The sequence below is a fragment of the Hymenobacter polaris genome (assembly GCF_012927305.1).
In the GTDB taxonomy this organism is placed as follows: domain Bacteria; phylum Bacteroidota; class Bacteroidia; order Cytophagales; family Hymenobacteraceae; genus Hymenobacter; species Hymenobacter polaris.
The window spans coordinates 2,162,935-2,186,454 of the sequence record NZ_JABBGH010000001.1; the positions used below are offsets into that span (position 1 = coordinate 2,162,935).

Annotated in this window: 18 protein-coding genes and 1 riboswitch; of the genes, 9 read left to right on the top strand and 9 right to left on the bottom strand. The window is 63.5% G+C overall.

The features are described from left to right. Positions 1-26: 26 nt before the first annotated feature. Positions 27-2,708: a PspC domain-containing protein gene (locus HHL22_RS09220; RefSeq protein WP_169530641.1), complete on the top strand. Its 2,682-nt coding sequence runs from the start codon at positions 27-29 to the stop codon at positions 2,706-2,708. Between the two features lie 84 nt (positions 2,709-2,792). Here the strand turns inward: HHL22_RS09220 and HHL22_RS09225 are convergent, their stop codons facing one another. From HHL22_RS09225 to HHL22_RS09265, 9 genes are all read right to left on the bottom strand, one after another. Beyond that, entirely contained in the window at positions 2,793-3,029 is a 237-nt protein-coding gene (locus HHL22_RS09225; protein WP_169530643.1) for a hypothetical protein, read from the bottom strand. Positions 3,030-3,614: 585 nt separating this feature from the next. Next, on the bottom strand, positions 3,615-4,778 hold the full coding sequence (locus HHL22_RS09230; RefSeq protein WP_206680700.1) for a 3-hydroxyacyl-CoA dehydrogenase NAD-binding domain-containing protein: 1,164 nt from the start codon (positions 4,776-4,778) through the stop codon (positions 3,615-3,617). A 63-nt stretch (positions 4,779-4,841) separates the two neighbouring features. Continuing rightward, positions 4,842-5,612: an enoyl-CoA hydratase-related protein gene (locus HHL22_RS09235; RefSeq protein WP_169530645.1), complete on the bottom strand. Its 771-nt coding sequence runs from the start codon at positions 5,610-5,612 to the stop codon at positions 4,842-4,844. A gap of 105 nt (positions 5,613-5,717) precedes the next feature. Next, positions 5,718-6,239, bottom strand: coding sequence for a 1,2-phenylacetyl-CoA epoxidase subunit PaaD (gene paaD, locus HHL22_RS09240; protein ID WP_169530647.1), 522 nt, complete (start codon positions 6,237-6,239; stop codon positions 5,718-5,720). 53 nt (positions 6,240-6,292) lie between these two features. Beyond that, entirely contained in the window at positions 6,293-7,060 is a 768-nt protein-coding gene (paaC, locus tag HHL22_RS09245; RefSeq protein ID WP_169530649.1) for a 1,2-phenylacetyl-CoA epoxidase subunit PaaC, read from the bottom strand. Between the two features lie 69 nt (positions 7,061-7,129). Next, positions 7,130-7,417 (bottom strand): 1,2-phenylacetyl-CoA epoxidase subunit PaaB, encoded by a 288-nt coding sequence (gene paaB / locus HHL22_RS09250; RefSeq protein WP_169530650.1) that lies wholly within the window; start codon positions 7,415-7,417, stop codon positions 7,130-7,132. Positions 7,418-7,557: 140 nt separating this feature from the next. Then, a complete protein-coding gene (gene paaA, locus HHL22_RS09255; protein WP_169530652.1) occupies positions 7,558-8,514 on the bottom strand; it encodes a 1,2-phenylacetyl-CoA epoxidase subunit PaaA in 957 nt (318 codons plus the stop codon). 132 nt (positions 8,515-8,646) lie between these two features. Then, positions 8,647-9,732, bottom strand: coding sequence for an AI-2E family transporter (locus HHL22_RS09260; RefSeq protein ID WP_169530654.1), 1,086 nt, complete (start codon positions 9,730-9,732; stop codon positions 8,647-8,649). Between the two features lie 54 nt (positions 9,733-9,786). Beyond that, the gene (locus HHL22_RS09265) at positions 9,787-10,869 is read right to left on the bottom strand and encodes an AI-2E family transporter (RefSeq protein WP_241738001.1); all 1,083 of its coding nucleotides are present in this window, start codon (positions 10,867-10,869) and stop codon (positions 9,787-9,789) included. A gap of 240 nt (positions 10,870-11,109) precedes the next feature. Beyond that, positions 11,110-11,201: riboswitch (SAM riboswitch) on the top strand. A gap of 250 nt (positions 11,202-11,451) precedes the next feature. Here HHL22_RS09265 and HHL22_RS09270 point away from each other — a divergent pair. From HHL22_RS09270 to HHL22_RS09305, 8 genes are all read left to right on the top strand, one after another. Next, on the top strand, positions 11,452-12,213 hold the full coding sequence (locus HHL22_RS09270) for a phosphoadenylyl-sulfate reductase (protein ID WP_169530656.1): 762 nt from the start codon (positions 11,452-11,454) through the stop codon (positions 12,211-12,213). 129 nt (positions 12,214-12,342) lie between these two features. Then, entirely contained in the window at positions 12,343-13,239 is an 897-nt protein-coding gene (cysD, locus tag HHL22_RS09275; protein WP_169530658.1) for a sulfate adenylyltransferase subunit CysD, read from the top strand. A gap of 156 nt (positions 13,240-13,395) precedes the next feature. Then, a complete protein-coding gene (locus HHL22_RS09280; protein ID WP_169530660.1) occupies positions 13,396-14,688 on the top strand; it encodes a sulfate adenylyltransferase subunit 1 in 1,293 nt (430 codons plus the stop codon). 151 nt (positions 14,689-14,839) lie between these two features. Further along, entirely contained in the window at positions 14,840-16,630 is a 1,791-nt protein-coding gene (locus tag HHL22_RS09285) for an assimilatory sulfite reductase (NADPH) flavoprotein subunit (RefSeq protein WP_169530662.1), read from the top strand. Between the two features lie 248 nt (positions 16,631-16,878). Beyond that, the gene (locus tag HHL22_RS09290) at positions 16,879-19,782 is read left to right on the top strand and encodes a TonB-dependent receptor (protein ID WP_169530664.1); all 2,904 of its coding nucleotides are present in this window, start codon (positions 16,879-16,881) and stop codon (positions 19,780-19,782) included. Positions 19,783-19,920: 138 nt separating this feature from the next. Then, positions 19,921-21,624: an NADPH-dependent assimilatory sulfite reductase hemoprotein subunit gene (locus tag HHL22_RS09295; protein ID WP_169530666.1), complete on the top strand. Its 1,704-nt coding sequence runs from the start codon at positions 19,921-19,923 to the stop codon at positions 21,622-21,624. Positions 21,625-21,793: 169 nt separating this feature from the next. Then, positions 21,794-23,062: a TSUP family transporter gene (locus HHL22_RS09300; RefSeq protein ID WP_169530668.1), complete on the top strand. Its 1,269-nt coding sequence runs from the start codon at positions 21,794-21,796 to the stop codon at positions 23,060-23,062. A 120-nt stretch (positions 23,063-23,182) separates the two neighbouring features. Next, positions 23,183-23,515, top strand: coding sequence for a hypothetical protein (locus tag HHL22_RS09305; RefSeq protein ID WP_169530670.1), 333 nt, complete (start codon positions 23,183-23,185; stop codon positions 23,513-23,515). The last annotated feature ends 5 nt before the right edge of the window (positions 23,516-23,520 follow it).

The following is a 23,520-nucleotide window of genomic DNA, read 5'->3' on the forward strand; positions in this document are numbered from 1 at the left end:
CCGCGCTCGCGCCTGCGGCCTTTCTCATGAAAAAGAACATCAGCATCAACTTGCAGGGTATCATCTTCCACGTCGAAGATGATGGCTACGAAGTGCTTAGCCGCTACCTCCAGGAGGTAAAGGCGCACTTTGCCAGCTACCAGGGCCACGAGGAGATTGTGGCCGACATCGAGGGGCGCATCGCCGAGCTGTTTGCGGCGCGCATCTCGCCCGCCAAGCAGGTCATCACCCTGGCCGACGTGCAGGAGATGACCGCCAAGATGGGCCGCGTCAGCGACTTCAACACCTCGCCCGACGAGGATGAGGAAGAGCCCGCCTACGCTGGCACCGGCCAGCAGTCGGCCGGCTTTGGGCGCCCTGCCAGCGGCCGCACGCCCCCACCGGCCGGCGGCTTTGCCACCCACGATGCCGATGGCCAGCCCCGCCGCCTGTATCGCGACCTGGCCCACCGCAAGATTGCGGGCGTGTGCGCCGGCCTGGCCCAGTACTTCATGGTCAACCCGCTGGTGGTGCGCCTCGTTTTCCTGGCCGCGCTGCTGCTCCCCAACCTGTTCATCAACGTAGGCCACTGGGGCTTTGGCGACTGGCGCGGACACTTTGGCCTGGGCCAGGTAGCTTTCTGGAGCTACGTGGTGCTGTGGATAGCCCTGCCCAAGCGCTACGACGCCCCCGAGCCCATCGACACGCTCAGCAACAGCGGGCCGCTGGCGGGGCGCAAGTTTTACCGCGACACCGACGCCGGCAAGGTGGGCGGCGTATCGGCCGGCCTGGCGGCGTATTTCAACGTGGACGTCACGCTCATCCGAGTGCTGTTTCTGGCCACGACGCTGGTGGGCGGCACGGGCTTCGTGGTCTACATCATCCTGTGGATAGTAGTGCCGGAGGCTCGCACCGTGTCGGAAAAGATGCAGATGCGCGGCGACGCCGTCACGCTGTCGGGCATCGACAGCAACCTGCGCAGCAATGCAACCGATGGCCCGGCGGGCCCTAACCGCCCGGTAGGCACTTTTTTTGAGAACGCCGCCCGCGAGGCTCGCCCGGCCCTGGGCTTTGTAGGCGGCGCGCTCCGAGTGGTAGTGGGGGCCTCTCTGCTGCTGCTTGCGGGTTTCCTATTAATATGGCTGGCCTTGTCCTTCGGCGTTATTTTAGGCTTGCTGCCCCACGATACGATGGATTTAGGTGAACCTGGCACCAAGTATTTGCTGCTGCACGACGTACCTACCTGGGGCATTGTGTCGGCCTTTTTGGCCCTAGGGGTGCCATCGCTGGCACTGCTGCTGCTGGGCTTGCGCCTACTGCTGCGCCGCTCGGTGCTCAACCAAACCGGCAGCCTGCTGCTGCTGGGCTTATGGCTGGCCGGCCTGGCGGGCACGGCCGCCGCCACGGCGCAGTACGCCCGCAATTACCAGACTCACGCTTCTTACACCACTACCCAAGAGCTAGACTATATCCCTAGCCCCGGCCTGGTGTTGGATGCCCGCGACCACAGCGAGTATCTGCGCCAAGTGCGCCTGCGCCTGGCGCCGGCCGATAGCAACGCGGCAGTGCGCGTCGAGCAGGAATTTTCGGCCCGTGGCCGCAGCCAAAGCGCCGCCCGCCTCACCGCCCAAAACTCCATTAGCTACAATTACAGCCAGCAGGATTCAACGTTGACCTTCGACCGGGGCATTGAGCTGAAGGAGAACATGCCTTTCCGCAACCAGCAGCTGACCCTGACCCTGCATCTACCCCTAGGCAAGGTGTACACCCTCACGCCGGCCTTCCTGGAGCTGCTTGACGACGACGACTTCACCGACCGCCACCGGCCCGATACCGACGAGCCCTACCGCGCCCGCCTCACCCGCCAGGGTCGCTTTACCTGCCTAGGGTGCAGCAGCAGCAGCGATGCTAGTAGCAACGACGAGGGCGACGATGAAAACAGCGACGGCGACGAGGTGGTGAAGTTCGACGTGAACGGCAACCGGATGCGGGTGCGCGTGAACACCGACGGCGACCAGCCCCGCGTGAGCGTAGAAACCGACGCGGCCAGCTTCAATACCGAGCCCGGCCACTACGGCAGCGAGCGCAAAACCCTGAGCGACCCCGGCGAATTTTCGGAAATAGAAGCTGGCGGCGCCTTGCACGTGGTGGTGCGCGCTGGCAACGAGTACAAGGTAGAAGCCGCCGGCCGCCCCGCCGACCTGCGCGAGCTGCGCCTGCGCCGCGACGGCAACCGGGTAATTCTGGGCCAAAGCAGCGGCGACTTCGACCTGTTTTCGCTCGGCAGCCATAGCAGCCACGAAATACTCGTGACCGTGACCCTGCCCCGCCTGCGCGAGCTTATCTTGAACGGCGCCTGCCAGGCCGACGTGTCCGGCTTCACGCAGTCGGAAGACCTGCACCTGGAGGCCCGCGGCGCCTCGGCCGTGCGCCTGGCCGCCGAAGTGCCTACCCTGACCCTGGAGCTGCGCGGCGCCAGCCGCGCCGACCTCACCGGCCACGCCCAGCGCCTCGACCTCGAAGGCCACGGCGCCAGCCAGGTAGAGGCCCTAGGCCTGAGCGCCAACCAGGTGAAGGCCAACCTGCACGAGGCCTCGCAAGCCAGCGTGCGCGCCACCGAAACCCTCGACGTGGACCTGAGCAGCGGCAGCCAGATGAAATACGCCGGCGACCCACGCATCGAGCAAAACCTGAGCAGCGGCAGCAGCCTGGAGCAGGTGCGCGACTAGCCCCTCAAAAGCGCAAAAGCCCGCCTTGCCAGCTAGTGGCAAGGCGGGCTTTTGCGTGCAATAACTTTCTATTATTATAGCTACTTACAGGATGTGGCGCGGCCGCCGCTTACGCTCCAGGGTAATAGTGGGGGCCGCTTGCGTGTACAGGTGCTCGGCTAAGCCTAGCAGCACCGAGCCAACGGCCAGGGAAATGGGCACGAGGATAACTGCCAGCCAGCTCCAGGTCACCACATTCAGGAATTTGAGTAGGATAAGCAAGGGTCCCACGACTGATTGAACCATCAGCGCCAGCAAAGGATAATTCAGTTTGTGCAGCATGAGGAGGGTGGGAAAAGTCAGCTGAGCGTAGAAACCTAATAACTAACCCCGGCTATATTTTAGTACGCTTATTCAAAGCAGTTGTTTTTATCTAAGAATCAATTCTAAAAAAACAACACGCTTTCTTTTAGTTCATTAGCGGCAAGCGACGGCTTTGTAGCAACGTGACTTACAACACATTCTAAATATAAAGCGAACTTTATCGCCGCTAATTACCCTCTTCGGACATTACTAAATCTTATCTCTATAATACAACTAGCATTTTACACAAATTATTCATATTCAATACTATATGTATCAAAAAAATATTTATCAAGCGACCCAAGTTCAATCAATTACAAAACAAGAAAAGCCAAAATATTGCACTTTTCAAAGCAAAAAATAGCGTAGCTGTTCAGGCTGTCCCATTTCTGGCAAAGCTTTTTTTCCGCGTGGCGGCTACGCGCTGAATCGCCCGAATTTGCCGCAAGATTTTTGCCTTTCTCCTTGGTTGGCGGGTAGTAGCGGCAGCTATCCCTAGGGCAACACCATGCCCGGCATCCGCGGTAAGACTGGGTGCTGAATCGGCCAGCCTAGACCCGTTGCTTAAGCTAGCTCAAACAGCTGGTGGGTGCGGGCCAGCCGCCGCAGCAGCGGGCTGGCGCGGTAGCGCGGGTCGTGGTACTCGGCAAACAGGCCGTCGAGGGTGGCCAGCACGTGCGCTGGGCCCAGCTCGTTGGCCCAGGCCAGCAAGCCTTTAGGGTAGTTGACGCCGGCCGTCATGGCCGTTTCCAGGTCGGCGGCCGAGGCTACGCCCAGGTAGAGCGCATCGGCGGCCTCGTTGATAAGCATGGCCAGCACCCGCTGCACGAGGCGCTGGCCCAGCACCGCGTCGCGGGTGGGAGTGGGCGGCACGGCGCCGGACGCGTAGTCGTAGAAGCCGCGCCCGGTTTTGCACCCCAGGTAGCCGGCTAGTAGCAGCTGCTGCTGGCGGAAAGACGGGCGGTAGCGCGGGTCGAAGAAGAAGGCGGCGAACACGGCTTCCGTGACGCGGAAGTTGACATCGTGGCCAATGAAGTCCATGAGCGCGAACGGCCCCATGCGGAAGCCGCCCAGCTCGGTGAGCGCCCAGTCGATGGTGGCAATGTCGGCCAGCCCTTCTTCCAGAATGCGCAGCGCCTCGCCGTAGAACGGCCGCGCCACGCGGTTGACGATGAAGCCGGGTGTATCCTGGGCCAGCACGGGGCGCTTGCCCCAGCTTTGCACCAGGGTGCGCACCTCGTCGGCCAGGCCGGGGCGGGTTTGGGCGGCAGCCACTACTTCTACCAGCGGCAGCACCGGCGCGGGGTTGAAGAAGTGAATGCCCACGCAGCGCTCAGGCTGCTGGCAAGCGGCGGCAATGGCCGTTACCGACAGCGACGACGTATTGGTAGCCAGCAGGCACTCCTCACCCACTACCACCTCCAGCTCGCGAAAAAGCTGCTGTTTCGCTTCCAGCTTTTCCACAATTGCCTCCAGTACCAGGCCGCAACCAGCCAGCTCGCCCAGGCTGGCCGCGGGGCTGATGCGGGCTTTGGTGGCCGCGGCTACTTCAGGAGTCAGCTTGCCCTTTTCGGCCAACTTACCTAGGGTAGCGGCCAGGCCGGCGGTGGCGCGGGCCAGGGCGGCGGCGTCCTGGTCGAAGAGGCGCACCGGGTGGCCGGCCTGGGCCACCACCTGCGCAATACCGGCCCCCATGGCGCCGCTACCCACAATACCAATCGTCATCATATACTTGCGTAATTCAGGGGCAGGGGCGGGTGGCGGCGCCCCTCTACCAAAAGCGCCCTAGGGCTACTGGCCGGTAAAAGTGGGCTGGCGCTTCTCGATGAAAGCCGCCACGCCCTCGCGGTAGTCGGCGGTGGCGCTGGCCCGCAGCTGGTAGTCGCCCTCGGCGCGCAGCTGGTGCGCCAGATCGTTGCCGAAGGTGCCGTTGAGCAGCTGCTTGGTGTAGGCCAGCGCCTTGGTGGGCAGGGCGGCCAGCTTCTGGGCCAGCGTAGCCACCTCCTGGTCAAAGGCTTCGTTGCTGAATACCTTATAAATCATGCCCATGCGCTCGGCTTCGGCGGCCGTTACCTTGTCGCCGAGCAGCATCAGGGCGGTGGCTTTTTGCAGGCCCACCAGCCTAGGCAAAAAGTACGTGCCGCCGCTGTCGGGCACCAGCCCAATCTTGCTGAAGGCTTGCACGAAGGCGGCCGACTCGCAGGCCACCACCACGTCGCAGGCCAGGGCCAGGTTGGCACCGGCGCCGGCCGCCACGCCGTTCACGGCCGCCAGCACGGGCTTTTCCAGCTCGCGCAGCAGCACCACGATGGGGTTATACAACTCCTCCACGATGTCGGCCACCTCGGGCCGGTTGGGGCCGGTTATCTCCCCTAGGTCCTGCCCGGCGCAAAAGGCTTTGCCGGTACCCGTCAGCACCACCGCCCGCACGCTGGCGTCGGCCTGGCACTCGCGCAGGCGGGCTTGCAGGGCCAGCGCCAGTTCGCGGTTGATGCTATTAAACACCTGCGGCCGGTTGAGGCGCAGCGTGGCAATGCCTTGGGAAATGGTGAAATCGAGCATAAAATGTAGCACCAAGCTCCAGCTTGGTGAATCGTTGAACGAGGCAGCTACACCGACGCTAGGCGGCGCGGCCGGTGCACCAAGCTGGAGCTTGGCGTTACGAGTTTAGTGACACTTAAAGTAATCGAACGGCTCGCGGCAGTCCTGGCACTGGTAGAGCGCCTTGCAGGCTGTCGAGCCAAACTGATTGATAAGCCTGGTATTCTCGGACTGGCAGAGCGGGCAGCGCACGGCCGTGTCCTGGCCAAACAGTTTGAGCGCGTGGCCAGTGGCCGTGCCCGGCACCGGCGCGGCAATGCCGTATTCGACCAGCTTGCGGCGGCCCGCCTCGCTCAGCCAGTCGGTGGTCCAGGCAGGGCTGAGCTGGTTTTTAATCACCACGTCGGGGTAGCCCTCGGCCAGCAGCCGCAGCCGGATATCGGTGCCGATGGCGCTCATGGCTGGGCAGCCCGAGTAGGTGGGCGTGATGGTGACCGTAATGCGCGCGCCGTCCACGCGCACGTCGCGCACAATGCCCAGGTCCAGAATGCTGAGCACGGGTACTTCGGGGTCCAGCACCTCCTCCAGCAGCGCCCATATTTTTTTCGTCGTGGGCGGCTGGCGACTGGCGGTTAGCGACTCGTTCATAACTTCTTTCAGAAAAGCTATCAGCTAACAGCCAATAGCTAACAACTGCTCAATCACCACTGTAGGCCGGGGTAGGTGCGCTGCAAGTATTGCAATTCGGCCAGCAGGTAGCCCAGGTGCTCGGAGTGGCGGCCCAGCTTGCCGCCGGCGCCCTGGTAGCCGGGGCCGGTGGGCGCGGGCACGGTAGCCTCGGCCAGCACGTGGGCGGCGTGGGCCTGCATAGTGGGCTGCAGGTCGTGGTAGGCGGGCAGCACCCCTAGGGCCTGCAGGGCGGCCTCGGCGGGCGTAGGCGCCAGCAGCTCATCCTGGTAGCGCCAGAGGGTAGCGATGGCTTTGTCGAGGCGGCGGCGGCTTTCATCGGTGCCATCGCCCAGACGAATTAGCCATTCGCTGCTCCATTTGAGGTGGTAGGCGGCTTCTTTCACGGCCTTCTCGGCAATGGCGGCCAGCGTGGCGTCGGGCGAGGCTTGCAGCGCCTTTAGCAAGTGGTAGTGGTAATTATCGAACAAAAACTGGCGTACTACGGTGTGGGCAAAGTCGCCGTTGGGCTGCTCCACCAGCAGCGGGTTGCGGTACTCCACGGCGCTGCGCAGGTAGGCTAGGTCGTCCTCGGTGCGGCCCAGGCCCTCCAGCTCGGCGGCGTACTGGTAGTAGCTGCGGGCCTCGCCCAGCAAGTCGAGGGCAATGTTGGCCAGGGCCAAATCCTGCTCCAGCACGGGGCCGTGGCCGCACCACTCGCTGAGGCGGTGGCCCAGCACCAGGCTGGTATCGGCGGCTTGCAGCAGGTAGTCGAACAGGGGGTGGGAATGGGAAGAGGCCATAGATGGCGCGGGGTACGATTTCCGCAGAAGATGCAGGGGTTGCGCAGTAGATGCTGAGCGAGGGCGGCGCTACATGTGCTTGATGGAATCGGGCACCGGGAAGAACGTGGGGTGCCGGTACACCTTATCGGCGGCGGGGTCGAACAGCTCGGCCGCGTCGTCGGGGTTGGAGGCGTGGATGTGCTGCGACTCGACCACCCAGATGCTGACGCCCTCCAGCCGGCGCGTGTATACGTCGCGGGCGTTTTGCAGCGCCATCGGGGCGTCGGCCGCGTGCAGGCTACCCACGTGCTTGTGGTCAAGGCCCTGCTTGCTGCGGATAAATACCTCCCAGAGAGGCCATTCAGCTTGAGTCATGCCTGGAATATTTAAGGCGGTCATGCTGAGCTTGTCGAAGCATCTCTACCGCGCCAGTAATCTTAATCGTTAGAAGTTAGTAACGCAGTAGAGATGCTTCGACAAGCTCAGCATGACCGCCTTTTCTGGTCTTCATAGCCCTAGGCCGCTACGGCCTCCCGCTCTTTGCGCTTAGCGGCGTGGGCCAGAGCGGCCTCGCGCACCCAGGCGCCCTGCTCGTGGGCTTGCACGCGGGCCTGTAGGCGGTCGTGGTTGCAAAGGCCGTTGCCCTTTACTACTTGCCAGAACTCGTCCCAGTCCACCTCGCCAAAGTCGTAGGCCTGGCGCTCCTCGTTCCACTTTACTTTTTCGTCGGGCACCGTGAGGCCCAGAAACTCAGCCTGGGGCACCATCATATCCACGAATTTCTGGCGCAGCTCGTCGTTGGTGAAGCGCTTAATGCGCCACTTCATGCTTTGCTCGGTGTTGGGTGACTCGGCATCCCGAGGGCCAAACATCATGAGGGTAGGCCACCACCAGCGGTTGAGCGATTCTTGGGCCATGGCCTTCTGCGCGGCCGAGCCCTCGCACAGCACCTGCATCACCTCGAAGCCCTGGCGCTGGTGGAAGCTCTCCTCCTTGCACACCCGCACCATGGCGCGGGCGTAGGGCCCGTAGCTGGTGCGGCACAGCGGCACTTGGTTGAGGATGGCGGCGCCATCCACCAGCCAGCCCACGCAGCCCATGTCGGCCCAGCTCAGGGTGGGGTAATTAAAGATGCTGCTATACTTGGCTTTGCCCGAGTGTAGGTCGGCCAGCAGCTGGTCGCGGCTCACCCCTAGGGTCTCGGCGGCCGAGTAGAGGTAGAGGCCGTGGCCGGCTTCATCCTGCACCTTGGCCAGCAAAATGGCCTTGCGCTTGAGGCTGGGGGCGCGCGTTATCCAGTTGCCTTCGGGCAGCATCCCCACAATCTCGGAGTGCGCGTGCTGCGAAATCTGCCGGATGAGCGTCTTGCGGTAGGCCTCGGGCATCCAGTCTTTGGGCTCGATGCGCACGTCGGCATCGATGCGGGCCTGGAACTGCTCGTCGGGGGTGAGGGTGGGCGTTTCCGTTTCCATAGTGCTTCAACAAAAACTAACAAGCGTTAGTTTACGGCGCAAAGAAACACCAGAAAACGGTTGCGGCCGCGCTGGGCCCTAGGCCACCCGGCAGGCGCCAGGGTTGGCCCGCGCATCGGCGCAATTCAGGAGCTAGTTCCCGCCGGCACCCACCTGCACCGACTTGTCTTTCAGCACGTCCTGTACGTAGAGCATCTTCACCAGCACGATGAGCATGGCCATGATGGGCGTGGCCAGAATCAGCCCCAAAATGCCCGCATAGGAGCCGATAACCAGCTGCGCAATAAAGATGAGGGCGGGCGGCATGGCAATGAGGCTGCGCTGGGCCAGCGGCGTAAGCAGGTTGCTTTCGATGGCCTGCACCAGCAGATAAAGCCCCACCACGTAGAGCGCCATCTGGGGGCCGCCGTTGAAGAAGGCCACCAGCACGGCGGGCAGCATCGACAGCAGCGGGCCCAGGTTGGGGATGAAGGTGATAAGCCCCGCGAACAGCGCCAGCGCCGCCACGGCCGGCAGCCCCAGCAGCCACAGCCCCAGGGCCGAGAGCAGCCCCACCATCGTCATCGAAAACAGCTGGCCCACAAACCACTTCACCAGCGTGGTACTGATTTGGTCGAGCACTTGGTTGGCCCTAGGGCGCCCCGTCTGCGGCACCAGCATCACGATGCCCGCCCGGTAGAGCTTGGGCTGAATGGCGATAAAGAGCGCCAGGAATACAATCACGTATAGGTCGGCCAGCACTCCTATAGTGCTCGAAAACAAACCCGTGGCGCGTCCCAGCCAGGCCGAGCCGCCGCCCATGACGTTGCTGAAATCGAAGTTTTCCTGCGCCAGCCACTTGCCCCAGCGCGTGCTGCCCACGCGCTGCAGCAGCGAGTGGTAGGCCGAGGGCAACTGCTGCTCTAGCTGGCCCACCTGCGCATCGAGGCGGCTCGAAAACAGCCAGCCGGCCCCCGCCAGCAGCCCCAGCACCAGCAGCGCCACCAGCAGCAAACCCAGCCAGGCGGGCACCCCTAGGCGGCGGTGCAGCCAGTCGCCGCCGGCCCGCAGCGGCAGGGCAATGAGCAGGGCCGCCATCACCCGCAAAAACACGCCGAAGGCCGTGCCCAGCAGCCCCGTTAGCAGCAGCACCACCAGCGTAATACCCACCGCGATACCTACGCGCTGAATATAGACGGGGCGCGTCAGCGAGCCCGTCGGAGTAGTTGATTGTTCCATAAGGCGCGCAAATAACGCGCTCGCCAGCCAGCGCAGCCCGCCGCGGTCCGCGCCCTACACCTTCACCTGCTCATCCTTAAGCGTATCCTGTACATACAGCATCTTGGTGAGCACCACCAGAATAGCGATGATGGGCGTGGCCAGCGTGAGGCCCAGGATGCCGGTGAAGGCCCCGATAATAAGCTGCCCAATGAGCACCAGCGCCGGCGGCAGCGAAATGAGCCGCTGCTGCACCACCGGCGAGATGGCCGAGCTTTCCAGCGTTTGCACTACCAGGTAGAGAATGACCACGTAGAGCGCCATCTGGGGGCCGCCGTTGAAGAAAGCTAGCAGCACCGCCGGCACCATGGAAATAATGGGCCCGATGTTGGGAATGAACGTGACCAGGCCCGCAAACAGCCCCAGCACCGCGCCCTGCGGCATGCCCAGCCACGTGAGGCCGGCCCAGGTGAGCACCCCCACGAAGGCCATTGATACCAGGCGGCCCACCACCCACTTCACCAGCGTGCTGCTGATGCAGTCGAGCACCTCGTTGGCCCGCGGCCGCCCCGGCTTGGGCACCAGCATCACCAGCCCGGCGCGGTACACCTTGGGCTGCAAAGCTAGGAAAATAGCCAGGAAAATGATGACGTAGCCATCGGCCAACACGCTGAAGGTGGAGGAAAAAATGCCCGTGGCCCGGCTCAGCCACTCCGAGGTACCGCCGGTTATTTTGGTGTAGTCGAAGTCCTCGCCCACCAGCGACTTGCCCCACTCGGTGCCCTGGATGCGGGTCTGCACGTTCCTAATGGCCTCGGGCAGCTGCTGCTGCAAGTCGCTGGCTTGGGCGCTGATGCGAGCCGAGAACAGCCACACCATGCACCCTAGGGTGCCGGCCACGAGCAGCGTCACGAGCAACAGCCCCAGGCCGGCGGGCATGCCGGTGCGGCGGTGTAGCCAGTCGCCGCCGGCCCGCAGCGGCAAGGCGATGAGCAGAGCTGCCAGCACCCGCAGCCACACGCTGAAGGCCATGCCCAGCAGCCCCACCAATCCTAAGGCCAGCAGCACCAGTCCTACGGCCACCACCACCCGCCACACGTAGGCCATGCGGGAAGTAGTGGCAGTACTAGTTGGGGGTGAAGTAGTGGAAATTTCCATGTGCGTTACGAATTAAAACCTTGCCTTTAGCGCGGCAAGCGCTCTGCTTACGCGAGAATGGTCGGCGCAGTCGAAACCAGTCGCTAAGCCTTGGCTACCGCCCGCTCGCTGGTACCTGCCCTAGGCCCTGCGCGGGCCTTAAGTGCCGGCGTTTGGTAGCCGGCCGGTAAACATTTAGGGAGCTTGCGCGTTTGGCTGTTATCTTTGCTCTAACAATTCCTTCATCCCACCACAGGATTGTTTTTATACAGAGGCGCGGAGAGACAGGCTCGACGAACCGCCGGCAACCATCTACTTTCTTAGAACGGTGCCAACTCCTGACCATATAAAAACAGCATACCGCCGTGCGTACCTCGCTTAATCGCTGCCATACTGCCCCATCCCCCGCCGCTGCGCGCCGGGCTTGTTGTTGTATGGGCTGCTGCTGCATGGCAGCGGGCACGGCCGGGTGTTGAAGCACATTTCTTAGTTCGCGGTAAGAAAGCGTTTTAGCAGCCAGCCTCCCTAGGCGGGCGGCAACTGTTGCGCGCGCCGTATTTGGTTGGTCCGGCCGCGCCTGCCGCTCCCTATTCCTCTCATTTTATGGACATTACTTCTCCCCAGCTGGTCGAAGACCTGCGCGCATATTTACCCCAGCACGATATTCCAACGGCGCTGACCCGGCTGGCCGAGCAGTTTGCGGGCCGCGTGGCGTTCAGCACGTCGTTTGGCCTCGAAGACCAGATACTCAGCCACTTTATCTTCGAGAATCAGCTGCCCATCAAAGTCTTTACGCTTGATACGGGCCGCAATTTTCAGGAAACCTACTCGACCTGGAACAAGACGCTGCTGCGCTACGGTCAGCCCATCGAGGTGGTGTTTCCGCAGCGCGAGGCCGTGGAGCAGCTCATGCGCACGAAGGGACCTAACTCCTTCTACGAGAGCATCGAGAACCGCAAGGAGTGCTGCCACATTCGCAAGATTGAGCCCCTAGGGCGCGCGCTGGCCGGGCAGCACATCTGGCTCACCGGCATCCGGGCCGAGCAGTCGGCCAACCGCCAGCACATGCACCGCGCCGAGTGGGACGCCAGCCACCAGCTGGTGAAAGCACACCCGCTCTTCGACTGGACCTGGGACCAGTGCCTGGCCTTCGCACAGGAAAACGGCGTGCCCATCAACCCGCTGCACGCCAAGGGGTTCGTGAGCATTGGCTGCGCGCCCTGCACCCGCGCTATTCAGCCCGGCGAGGACTTTAGGGCCGGCCGCTGGTGGTGGGAAGACGCGGCCGCCAAGGAGTGCGGCCTGCACGCCACCGTGGCCGAGCACCAGGGCCTGGACCCGGTGGTGGAGCGGGTGCCGGGCTGATTTACGGACCATAGAACGTCATGCTGAGCTTGTCGAAGCATCTCTGCCGCGCCAGTAGCGGGTCGTTCAATGAAGTCGGCAGAAATGCTTTGACAAGCTCAGCATGACGTTCTTTTTTGCTATTTACCAATGGATTACCTAGATAAGTTAGAAGCCGAAGCCATCCACATTCTGCGCGAGGTGGCGGGGCAGTTTCAGCGGCCGGCGCTGCTGTTTTCGGGCGGCAAAGACTCAATTGCCCTCACGCGGCTGGCCGAGAAGGCGTTTCGGCCGGGCAAGTTTCCGTTTCCGCTAGTGCACGTCGACACCGGCCACAACTTCCAGGAAGTGCTGGACTTCCGCGACAAGCTGGCGGCCAGCCTGGGCGAGCGGCTGATTGTGCGCCGGGTGGAGGACACCATTCGGGAGCGTGGGCTGCAGGAGCCGGGCGGCAAGTACCCGAGCCGTAACCCCTTGCAAACCTACACATTGCTCGATGTGATTGAGGAATTTGAGTTTGACGCCTGCATCGGCGGGGCGCGGCGCGACGAGGAGAAGGCCCGCGCCAAAGAACGCATATTTTCGGTGCGCGACGACTTTGGGCAGTGGGACCCCAAGCGCCAGCGGCCCGAGTTGTGGAACATCTACAACGGCCGCATCCAGAAGGGCGAGAACGTGCGCGTGTTCCCCATCTCGAACTGGACCGAGCTGGACGTGTGGAACTACATCCAGCGCGAGAACATCGAGCTGCCCAGCATCTACTTCGCCCACGAGCGCCAGTGCGTGGTGCTGCCCAGCGGCCAGCTCCTAGGCCTCAGCGAGCACATTACGGTGGAGGACACCGACGAGGTCGTAACCCGCCAAGTACGCTTCCGCACCGTGGGCGACTCTACTTGCACGGCGGCCGTGCCCAGCGACGCCGCTACCCTCGACGACATTATCCAGGACATTCTGGTAGCCAAAGTGAGCGAGCGCGGCGCCACCCGCCTTGACGACCAACTGTCGGAAACCGGCATGGAAGACCGGAAGCGCAACGGATACTTTTAGTAAATGTGGGAAATATGAGAGATGTGAAAATGTGAAAATGATGGCCGAAGCTACTTCAGCTTCCATGCTCATTTCAGACGGCCACAGCAACACAGCGATGCGCTAATAGCAATTTTCACATTTCCACATTCTCCACATCCCACACATTTAAAAACTATGGACCTCCTACGATTTATTACTTGCGGCAGTGTGGACGATGGCAAGAGCACCCTCATCGGGCGGCTGCTCTACGACTCGGACTCGGTGAGCCTGGACGTGCTGGCGACGCTGGAGAAGCGCGGTAGCAGCAACGGCGGCGGCGTGGACCTCGCCTTGCTCACCGACGGACTCAAGGCCGAGCGCGAGCAGGGCATCACCATTGACGTGGCGCACAAGTACTTCACCACGCCGCGCCGCAAGTTCATCATCACCGACGCGCCGGGCCACGTGCAGTACACCCGCAACATGGTGACCGGCGCCAGCAACGCCGACTTGGCCATTGTGCTGGTAGATGCCCGCCAGGGCGTGATTGAGCAAACGCGGCGGCACACGCTGCTGGCCTCGCTGCTGGGCATTAAGTACTTCGTGCTAGCCGTGAACAAGATGGACCTCGTGGGCAACGACGAAGCCGTATTTGAGCGCATCAAGACTGACTACCAAGCTATTGCCGAGCAGCTGCGGCTGCCGCACGTGCTGGCCATTCCGCTCAGCGCCCTCAACGGCGACAACGTGGTGCGGCCCGCGCGCAGCCTACCCTGGTACGGTGGCCCTAGCCTGCTCCAGCACCTGGAAAGCGTGCCAGTGGCGGCCGACGCTAACCCGCGCGAGGCCCGCTTTCAGGTGCAGTACGTCATTCGGCCCCAAACCGAGGCGCTGCCCGACTACCGCGGCTACGCCGGCAGCATCCAAAGCGGCGTGTACCGCGCGGGCGACCGGGTGCGCATCCACCCCTCGGGCGTCGAGACGGTGCTCGAAGCCATTGAGGTAGGCCAGCGCGAGGTGCCCAGCGCCGAGGCCCCGCAAGCGGTGGTGCTGCGCCTGCGCGACGACGTGGACGTGAGCCGCGGCGACGCCATCGTGCCCGTGAGCGCCCACCCGGCGGTGGTGCGCGAGCTAGAAGCCACCCTTTGCTGGATGGACGAGCGGCCCCTGCGCGCCGGCCGCAAGCTGCTGGTGCAACACCACGCGGCGCTGGTGAAAGCGTCGGTAACGGCCATTTTGCAGAAAACCAACATCGAGACCTTCGAGAGCGTGGGCACCGAGGAAGCCAAGCTCAACGACATCGTGCGGGTGCGGCTGCGCACGGCCCTGCCGCTGGTGGCCGACGCCTACCGTGCCAACCGCGCCACCGGCGCCTTCATCCTGGTAGACGAACAAACCGGCAATACCCTGGCCGCCGGCCTGGTGCAAGCCACCGACCCCGACTATTTCACGCAGGAAATGCCCATCGAGGCCGTGTATTCTATCTAATCCTTTTTTGCCCTCTGCGCTCGCCTCACCCCCCGGCCCTCTCTCCTTCAGAGAGGGGGAGCCGGATGAAACCAGTACCGCGCCGCCTAGGCTCCCCCTCTCTGAAGGAGAGGGGGCCGGGGGGTGAGGCACACCGTTAGCAAATTATCCTATGCTCCCTACCCTACCATCTGGCTTTGACGAGGCGGCCCTGCGCCAGCTCACGGCGGGCTTATCGGCCCAGCAGCTGACGTGGCTGAGCGGCTACTTCTACGGCCAGGCTACGGCGGCGGGCGTCGCGGTGGCTACCGGTGCACCGGCAGCTGCCCTAGCCCCAGTCACCGTTCCGAAGCCGCAGCGGCTCACCATCCTGTACGGCTCGCACACCGGCAACGGCAAGAAAATAGCCCAGCAGGCGGCGGGAGCCGCCACGGCCCGCGGCCTCGCACCCGAGGTATTCGATATGAACGACTACCCCGCCCGGCGGCTGGCGCAGGAAGAGAACCTGCTGGTAATCGTGAGCACCCACGGCGAGGGCGACCCGCCCGTGGCCGCCGAGGAGCTGCACACCTACCTGGGCGGCGCTAGGGCTCCCAAGCTGCCCCAGCTGCACTACGCGGTGCTGGCGCTGGGCGACAAAAGCTACCTGCACTACTGCCAGACGGGCAAGGACTTCGACGAACGCCTGGCTGCCCTAGGGGGCACCCGCCTGCTCGAGCGCCGCGACGTGGACGTGGCCTTCAAAGCACCCGCCGCGCAGTGGGTGGAGGACGTATTGGCGCAATTGGTGGCCGAGGTAGCGGCCCCCGCAGCCACCCCAGCTGCCGTAATGGCCGCGCCCGCCGTAGAATACTCGGCCGAGAACCCGTGGTCGGCTAAAGTGCTCGAAAGCATTCAGCTGAACGGGCGCGGCTCGGACAAGGAAACCTACCACATCGAGCTGGACCTCGCGGGCTCGGGGCTGCGCTACGCGCCGGGCGACGCCCTGGCGGTGGTGCCCCTCAACCACGAGCCGCTGGTGGCGGAGGTGCTGCGCGCCGCCCGCCTCTCAGACACGGCCGCCGTGCAGGTGGAGGGCGCAAGCCTGCCGCTGGCCGCCGCCCTAGCCACCCGCCGCGAGCTGACGGTGCTGACCCGCGACGTGCTGGAACGCTACGCCGCCCTAGCCCCCCACGCCGAGCTGCAGCACCTGCTGGCCGACCCCCAGCGCCTGCAGCCCTACCTCTACGGCCGCGACGTGGCCGACTTGCTCACCGAATTTCCGAGCGAGCAGCTGACGGCCCAAACGCTGGCCGACACGCTGCGCCCGCTGCCCAGCCGCGCCTACTCCATCGCCAGCAGCCTGCTGGTGCACCCCAACGAGGTGCACCTCACGGTGGGCGCCGTGCGCTACGCCGCCTTCGGGCGCGATAAGCAGGGCGTGTGCTCGTCGTTTTTGGCCGACCGGGTGGCCCTAGGGAGTGAGGTGCGGGTGTACGTGCAGGAAAACGAGTTCTTCCGCCTGCCCCAAAGCTCCGATACCGACATTATCATGATTGGCGCCGGCACGGGCGTGGCGCCGTTCCGCGCTTTTGTGGAGGAGCGCGCCGAGCTGGGCACGGCCGGGCGCAACTGGCTGCTGTTTGGCAACCCGCACTTCACCACCGACTTCCTCTACCAGAGCGAGTGGCTCAACTACCTGAAGAAGGGCCAACTCGCGCAGCTCGACGTGGCCTTCTCGCGCGACCAGGCGCAGAAAATCTACGTGCAGGACCGCCTGCTTGAGCGCAGCCGCCAGGTGTACGAGTGGCTGGAAAGCGGCGCCAGCCTCTACGTGTGCGGCGACAAAACCCGCCTCGGCCAGGCAGTGCAGCAGGCCCTAGGGGCCGTGGTGCAAAAGGAAGCCGGCCTCTCGGCCGACGCCGCGGCCGACTACGTGAAGGCCCTGCGCAAACAGCGCCGCTACCTGGAGGACGTGTATTAACCCAATTTTAGAACGTCATGCAGCGCGCTATAAGCCTCAAAACAAGCCCATTCTTTTTCCACACGCAGACCGTTTAGTCTGCGCCGCTTAACTCATGAAACCCCTCTTCCTCCCGCAAAGACTTGTCCGCGCCTGCCTTGCTGGGTGCTGTTGTTGCTGATGACGCCTCGGGCAAGCCATTGCGGCTGCCTGCTGGCCGGGGCCCTAGGGCCTGGGCCGCATCCCCAACACCCAAGTCACTTTTCGGAATGAAGCCGTTCTATTTTTCGTTGTTACTGCTGCTGATACTGCTCTTAGGAAGCGTGTCGGCAGTTTTTGCCCAAACTGAATTAATTGCCATCAGTGGCGAGGTGCGCGAAAAGGGCACCGGCGAGGCGCTGCCCGGCGTGAGCGTGAGCGTGAAAGGCGCTAGCGTGGGTACTCAAAGCGACGGAGCTGGTAAGTTTGCCCTCAAAGCCAAGCTGCACTACCCGTTTGTGCTGGTATTCAACGCCATTGGGCACGATGTGCAGGAAGTGGAAATTACCAGCGCCAGCCAGCGCGTCGCGGTGGCGCTCGAAGCCAAGGATATTCTCACCAGCGAGGTGGTGGTGTCGGCCTCGCGGGTAGAGGAAAGCCGGCTGAAATCGCCGGTGGCCATCGAGAAGCTGGATATCCGGGCTATTAAGGAAACGCCGGCGCCCAGCTTCTACGACGCCTTGGAGAGCGTGAAGGGCGTGCAGATGCTGACCAGCAGTCTCACCTTTAAAGTGCCGAATACCAGGGGTTTCAACGTACCCAACAACTTCCGCTTCATGCAGCTCGTGGACGGCGTGGACATGCAGGCCGCTACCCTAGGGGTGCCGCTGGGCAACGCCATTGGGCCGACCGAGCTGGACATTGCCAGCGTAGAAATCACGCCCGGCGCGGCCTCGGCGCTCTACGGCATGAACGCCATCAACGGCCTGGCCAACCTCACCACTAAAAGCCCCTTCACTTACCAGGGGCTGAGCGTGTACCAGAAGGTGGGCGTCAACCACGTCGATGGCATCGACCGCAACCCCAGCGCGCTCACCGAAACGGCTATCCGCTGGGCGCAGACCCTAGGGGCCGGCAGCCGCTGGGCCTACAAGGTGAACCTGGACTACCTACGCGGCACCGACTGGCTGGCCAACACCCAGATTGACCAAAATCCGCAGGGCCTCTCGACCTCCAACCCAGCTTTCCCGGAGCTATCGGGTGCCTACAACCCAGCCGCCGACCTATGGAACCGCTACGGCGACGATACCAATTCGTCGCTGTCCATCACCATTCCCTACCAGGGTAAAAACCAAACGTTTACGGTAACGCGCACCGGCTACTACGAGCGCGACCTGGTGAAGCCCATCGTGCGCAACATCAAGGCCGACGCTACGGTGGCGTATAAGCTCACCGACGACCTGGAGCTGAGCTACGGCTACCGCTTCGGGCTGATGGACGGCGTGTTTCAGCGCGGCAACAAGATTCAGCTCGACGGGGTGACGGTGCAGAGCCACAAGCTGGAGCTGCGCAACAAGGAGTTTACGGTGCGCGCCTACACGCTGCTCGAAAACACCGGCAACTCGTACAACCTCAACCCCCTGGCCCTGAACCTGGATTTGCAAAACGGCTCGAACGCGGTGTGGGGCAACAAATTTCGCACGGCCCTGCAAAGCCAGCTGGGTGCCGGCACGGCCCTAGGGCCCGCCATGCAGGCCGCCCGCGCCGCCGCCGACGCGGGCCGCGCCGAGCCGGGCACCGCCGCCTTCGACGCCCTCAAGAGCCAGATTATCGGCATCAATAACTGGGACAGCGGCGTGAACGTGCCGGGCGCGCCCATCCCCGGCGGGGCGGCCTTGCAGCAGCACAGCCGCACCTACCACACCGACGGCGTGTGGCACCTGGGCCCGCGCATCAAGTGGCTGGACGTGCTGGTGGGCGCCGACGCGCGGGTGTACCAGATTATCCCCGACGGCAACAACTTCGTGGACTTCAGCCGGCCGCTGGAGGAGCGCAATCAACCGGGCGGCAACTACGTGTACTACCAGAAGTACGGCGCCTTTGCCCAGGGTACTAAGCTGCTGCTCAGCGACAAGCTGAAGCTGACCGGCTCGCTGCGCGTGGACTACAACCCCGAGTTTACGCCCAAGGTGAACCCTAGGGTGGCGGCCGTGTATACGCTGGCTGAGAAGCACAATTTCCGCGCCTCGTACCAGAACGGCTGGCGCTTCCCCTCGCTGTTCGAGGCGCTCTCGTTCGTAAACAACGGCAACGTGCGCCGCGTGGGCGGCCTGGCCCACGTGAACGAGGGCCTGAACTACCTGCAAAACTCGTACACCCGCACCAGCATCGACAACTTTAACGCGGCCGTGAACGCCTACGTGGCCGCCAACGCCGGCAGCACCGCCGCCCAGGCCGCCCTGCTGCCCCAAACCCGCGCCCTGCTGCAAGTGGCCAACCTGCGCACCGAGCAGCCCGAGCAAATCAACGCCTTCGAGGTGGGCTACCGCAGCGTACTGTTCGACAATAAGTTATCTATCGACGCCGACGCCTACTACAACGTGTACTCGGGCTTCCTGGGCCAGGTGGAAGTGAGCGTGCCCAAAGACGCCAACGGCAACCAGGTGACGGTGGGCACCGACGACGCCGTGCTGGCGGCCCTGCGCACCAACCGCGACGCCCGCCAGAACCGCTACCGCGTGTACACCAACTCGCGCCAGAACTACCACAGCTACGGCTCGACCCTGGGCCTGACTTACAACTTCTTCCAGAAATTCACCCTAGGGGGCAACGTGAACTACAACGCCCTCTCGCAGAACGACGAGCAGGACGTGTTCATCACCGGCTTCAACACGCCGCGCTGGGCCGGCAGCGCTTCGTTCGGTAACCGCGAAATCGTGCGCAATCTAGGCTTCAACGTGGTGTACCACTGGCAAACCAGCTTCTACTGGGAGAGCCCGCTGGCCAACGGCACTGTGCCCGCCTACCGCACCCTCGACGCGCAAGTGAATTTGCGCGTGCCCACCATCAAAACCACCATCAAGCTGGGCGCCACCAACTTAACCAATAATCGTTACTTTCAATACGCAGCTGGCCCCACCATCGGGGGATTGTATTACGCGGCGCTGACGTTCGACAATACTGTACTACACTAATGTGAACAGTGAAAAAGGACGTCATGCTGAGCATGTCGAAGCATCTCTACCGCGTCGTTGAACGATGCGAGAGGCGTGGTAGAGATGCTTCGACAAGCTCAGCATGACCGTCTGGAAAGCATTATTACTACCTCCTATATGTCTGTAATTCCTCAGAATCACTCCGAAGTCGAGCACGTCAAGATTGCCAGCCGCTACCTGCGCGGCACGCTGGCCGACAGCCTGCGCAACAAGCTCACGGGCGCGCTCAACCCCGACGATACGCACCTGATTAAATTCCACGGCTCGTACCAGCAAACCGACCGCGACCTAGAGAGCGAGCGCAAGCGCCAAAAGCTGGAGCCCCTTTACTCGTTTATGATGAGGGTGCGGGTGCCGGGCGGCGTGTGCTCGGCCAGCCAGTGGGCGCGCATGAACGCGCTGAGCGACCAGTACGGCAACGGCACCCTGAAGCTGACGACGCGCCAGGCTTTCCAGTTGCACGGCGTGCTCAAGCGCCATTTGTCGGCTACTATTCAAGGCTTTAACGAGGTGCTGCTCGACAGCATTGCGGGCTGCGGCGATGTGAACCGCAACGTGATGTGCAACACCAACCCGCACGAGAGCCCGGTGCACGAGCAGGTAGTGGCCGTGGCCCAGGCCCTCAGCCGGCACCTGACGCCGCGCACCACGGCCTACCGCGAAATCTGGTGGGAAGGCCAGGCGGAAGAGGTGACCGAAGCCGTGGACGACGAGCCGATTTACGGCCATACCTACCTGCCGCGCAAGTTTAAAATTGCGCTGGCGCTGCCGCCCTACAACGACACCGACATCTACGCCAACGACATCGGCCTAATTGGCATCGAGGAAAACGGACAGCTAGTGGGCTTCAACGTGGCCATCGGCGGGGGCCTGGGGATGACGTTTGGGCAGCCCGAAACCTACCCGCGCCTGGCCGACGTGATTGGCTTCGCGGCCCTGGACGATGTGGTGGACGTGTGCGAGAAGCTCGTGACCATCCAGCGCGACTGGGGCAACCGCGAAAACCGCAAGCTGTCGCGCTTCAAATACACGATTGATAAGGTGGGCTTGCCGGCCGTGGTGGCCGAGCTGCACCAGCGCCTAGGGTATGCGCTGGGCGAAAGCCGCCCCTTCCAATTCCACAGCTCGACCGATGCTTTTGGCTGGGCCAGCAGCCCCGACGGCTTGCTGCACCTCACGCTGTTTGTGGAAGGCGGGCGCATCCTCGACCGGCCGGGCTACGGCTTGAAAGCGGCCCTGGCCGAGATTGCCGAGTTTCACACCGGCGAGTTTCGCCTAACCGGCAACCAGAACCTGGTGCTGGGCAAGATTGACCCCACCCACCGCGCCCGCATCCAGGAGGTACTGGAGCGGCACGGCGCCGGCCCCCGGGCCGAGCAGCTCACGGCCGTGCGGCGCGACGCGCTGGCCTGCGTGGCCCTCAACACCTGCTCGCAGGCCTTTGCCGAGGCCGAGCGCTACCTGCCCAGTTTGCTCGACAAGCTCGACGCCATTATTCGGGCGCACGGGCTGGCCGACGACAGCATCCTGATTCGCATGACGGGCTGCCCGAATGGCTGCGCCCGGCCCTACCTGGGCGAGATAGGCCTGGTGGGCCGCGCCCCCGGCCGCTACAACCTCTACCTGGGCGCCAGCCACCAGGGCGACCGCCTCAACAAGCTCTACCGCGAAATGCTGGATGAAAACGGCATTCTGTCGGAGTTGACGCCGCTGCTGGCCGCCTACGCTGCCGAGCGAGCGCCCGGCGAGGCGTTTGGCGACTTTGTGGTGCGTACCGGCGTGGTGAAGGCCACGGTGCAGGGGTTGGATTTTCACGCTTGAGCTTAGTCAGTAGGTCTTTGCCACTACAGAACGTCATTCCGAGCTAGCGACGAATCTCGCCTGCGTCGTCGAACAAGTCATTCGCGTGTCATTCGAGCGAGATTCCTCGCTAGCTCGGAATGACGTTTTTTAGTGTTCACTGTTTATTGCTAACTGCTACTTATTCCCCATGTCCACCGACTCGCTCTCATCGCCTTTGATTGCGGAAACGCTGCACCCGCCGGGCGCGGCCGTGCCAGTCTTTCTGGACCTTGACCAGCGCCGGGTACTGCTGGTGGGCGGCGGCCCCGAGGCCCTGGGGCAGCTGCGGGCGGTGCTGGCCGAGCACCCCACGGCCCACCTCACGGTGGTGGCGCCCAGCTTCCTGCCCGATTTTGCCCGCATTGCCGCCCGCTACCCGCAGGTGACGCTGCACGCCCGCACGTTTGCGGCCACCGACCTGGCCGAGCACGACCTGGTGCTGGTGGCCACGCCCGACGCTGAGCTGCTCGGGGAGGTGCGGGCCGGGGCCGCCGCCCGGCGCCTGCACGCCGTGGCAGCCCTAGGGCCCACTGACGAGGCGGCCGCCATCACGTACTGGCGGCGGGTGGCCACCTGGGCGCTGCTGGCCTTCGCGGGCTTTCTGGTGCTCACTATCCTCTCCTACTACTTCACCTGGCAGCAGGCCTGGGCGGTGGCGCGCAGCTCGGGCACGTTCTACACGTTCGTGGCCGTGGGCTTCGTGGCGCAGCTCATTGACGGCATGCTGGGCATGGGCTACGGCATCGTGTCGGCCATTAGCCTGATGACGCTGGGGCTGAACCCGGCCGCCGTGAGCGCCAGCATCCACACGGCCGAGATGTTTGCCAGCGGCGCCTCGGGCTACAACCACTACCGTTTTGGCAATGTCAACAAGCGCTTGTTCAAGGTGTTGCTGGTGCCGGGGGTGCTGGGTTCCATCGCGGGCGCGCTGCTGCTCTCGCGCCTGGGCGAGCAGCACGTCACCTACCTCAAGCCGCTGCTGGCGGTGTACCTGCTCATCCTAGGGGTGCGCATCATCAGCAAGGCCCTTACCCGGCAGGCCCAGCAGCGCCGCAAGGTGAAAAACGCGGGCTGGCTGGCCGGCGCCGGCGGCTTCCTCGACTCGTTTGGCGGCGGGGGCTGGGGGCCGCTGGTTACGAGCACGCTCATTGCCAACGGCCGCACCCCCAACTACGTCATCGGCACGGTGAGCTTGGTGGAGTTTTTCGTGACGCTAGCCAGCGCCATCACCTTCTTCTCGGTGCTGGGCCTCAAGCACTGGGACATCGTGCTGGGTTTGATAGTGGGCGGCGTCACGGCCGCGCCCATTGCCGCGCGGCTGGCCGGCCGCATCCCCACCCGCTGGATGTTTATCGGCGTGGGCCTGATGGTCATTTTCTGGAGCCTCTGGACGCTGCGCAAGGTGGTGGGGCTGTAGCGCCGGCTGGGCTCTAGGGGCCGCCTAGCTTTAGCAGTCCTTCATCATTTTTGCGCGGCCTACGTAGCTGCTATCACACCGGCCGGCCCCGCCAGGCGCCCGCCCATTAGCCGCTCCTACATGCTTTACCGCGTACTTTACCTAGTAAGCAGCGCTGACCTGCATTTGCTGGAGATTCAGCGCCTCAACCTGCCCGCTACGGCCCCCAACAGCGAGGTGTACCAATGGCTGCATTACGTACCAGCCAGCAACCAGCTCACGCCGCTCACCTTTGTTTCCATGCACTCGGCCCCGCCCTTCGAGGAGCGGCAGTTTAAGCAGGGTGAGCTGCGTTTTTCTAATATAGAGGGCATTTTTCAGCCGGCGGGGACTCGCCAGGCCATTGCCCTGCAGCGCGACTTTCTCTTCGAGCTGCCACCGCTACTGGCCGAGCAACTCAGCCAGCAGCTCTAGCCCCC

Coding starts and splice junctions, on each gene's coding strand:
- HHL22_RS09220 (WP_169530641.1), top strand. CDS start 27: ATGAAAAAGAACATCAGCATCAACTTGCAGGGTATCATCTTCCACGTC.
- HHL22_RS09225 (WP_169530643.1), bottom strand. CDS start 3,029: ATGCTGCACAAACTGAATTATCCTTTGCTGGCGCTGATGGTTCAATCA.
- HHL22_RS09230 (WP_206680700.1), bottom strand. CDS start 4,778: ATGATGACGATTGGTATTGTGGGTAGCGGCGCCATGGGGGCCGGTATT.
- HHL22_RS09235 (WP_169530645.1), bottom strand. CDS start 5,612: ATGCTCGATTTCACCATTTCCCAAGGCATTGCCACGCTGCGCCTCAAC.
- paaD (WP_169530647.1), bottom strand. CDS start 6,239: ATGAACGAGTCGCTAACCGCCAGTCGCCAGCCGCCCACGACGAAAAAA.
- paaC (WP_169530649.1), bottom strand. CDS start 7,060: ATGGCCTCTTCCCATTCCCACCCCCTGTTCGACTACCTGCTGCAAGCC.
- paaB (WP_169530650.1), bottom strand. CDS start 7,417: ATGACTCAAGCTGAATGGCCTCTCTGGGAGGTATTTATCCGCAGCAAG.
- paaA (WP_169530652.1), bottom strand. CDS start 8,514: ATGGAAACGGAAACGCCCACCCTCACCCCCGACGAGCAGTTCCAGGCC.
- HHL22_RS09260 (WP_169530654.1), bottom strand. CDS start 9,732: ATGGAACAATCAACTACTCCGACGGGCTCGCTGACGCGCCCCGTCTAT.
- HHL22_RS09265 (WP_241738001.1), bottom strand. CDS start 10,869: ATGGAAATTTCCACTACTTCACCCCCAACTAGTACTGCCACTACTTCC.
- HHL22_RS09270 (WP_169530656.1), top strand. CDS start 11,452: ATGGACATTACTTCTCCCCAGCTGGTCGAAGACCTGCGCGCATATTTA.
- cysD (WP_169530658.1), top strand. CDS start 12,343: ATGGATTACCTAGATAAGTTAGAAGCCGAAGCCATCCACATTCTGCGC.
- HHL22_RS09280 (WP_169530660.1), top strand. CDS start 13,396: ATGGACCTCCTACGATTTATTACTTGCGGCAGTGTGGACGATGGCAAG.
- HHL22_RS09285 (WP_169530662.1), top strand. CDS start 14,840: ATGCTCCCTACCCTACCATCTGGCTTTGACGAGGCGGCCCTGCGCCAG.
- HHL22_RS09290 (WP_169530664.1), top strand. CDS start 16,879: ATGAAGCCGTTCTATTTTTCGTTGTTACTGCTGCTGATACTGCTCTTA.
- HHL22_RS09295 (WP_169530666.1), top strand. CDS start 19,921: ATGTCTGTAATTCCTCAGAATCACTCCGAAGTCGAGCACGTCAAGATT.
- HHL22_RS09300 (WP_169530668.1), top strand. CDS start 21,794: ATGTCCACCGACTCGCTCTCATCGCCTTTGATTGCGGAAACGCTGCAC.
- HHL22_RS09305 (WP_169530670.1), top strand. CDS start 23,183: ATGCTTTACCGCGTACTTTACCTAGTAAGCAGCGCTGACCTGCATTTG.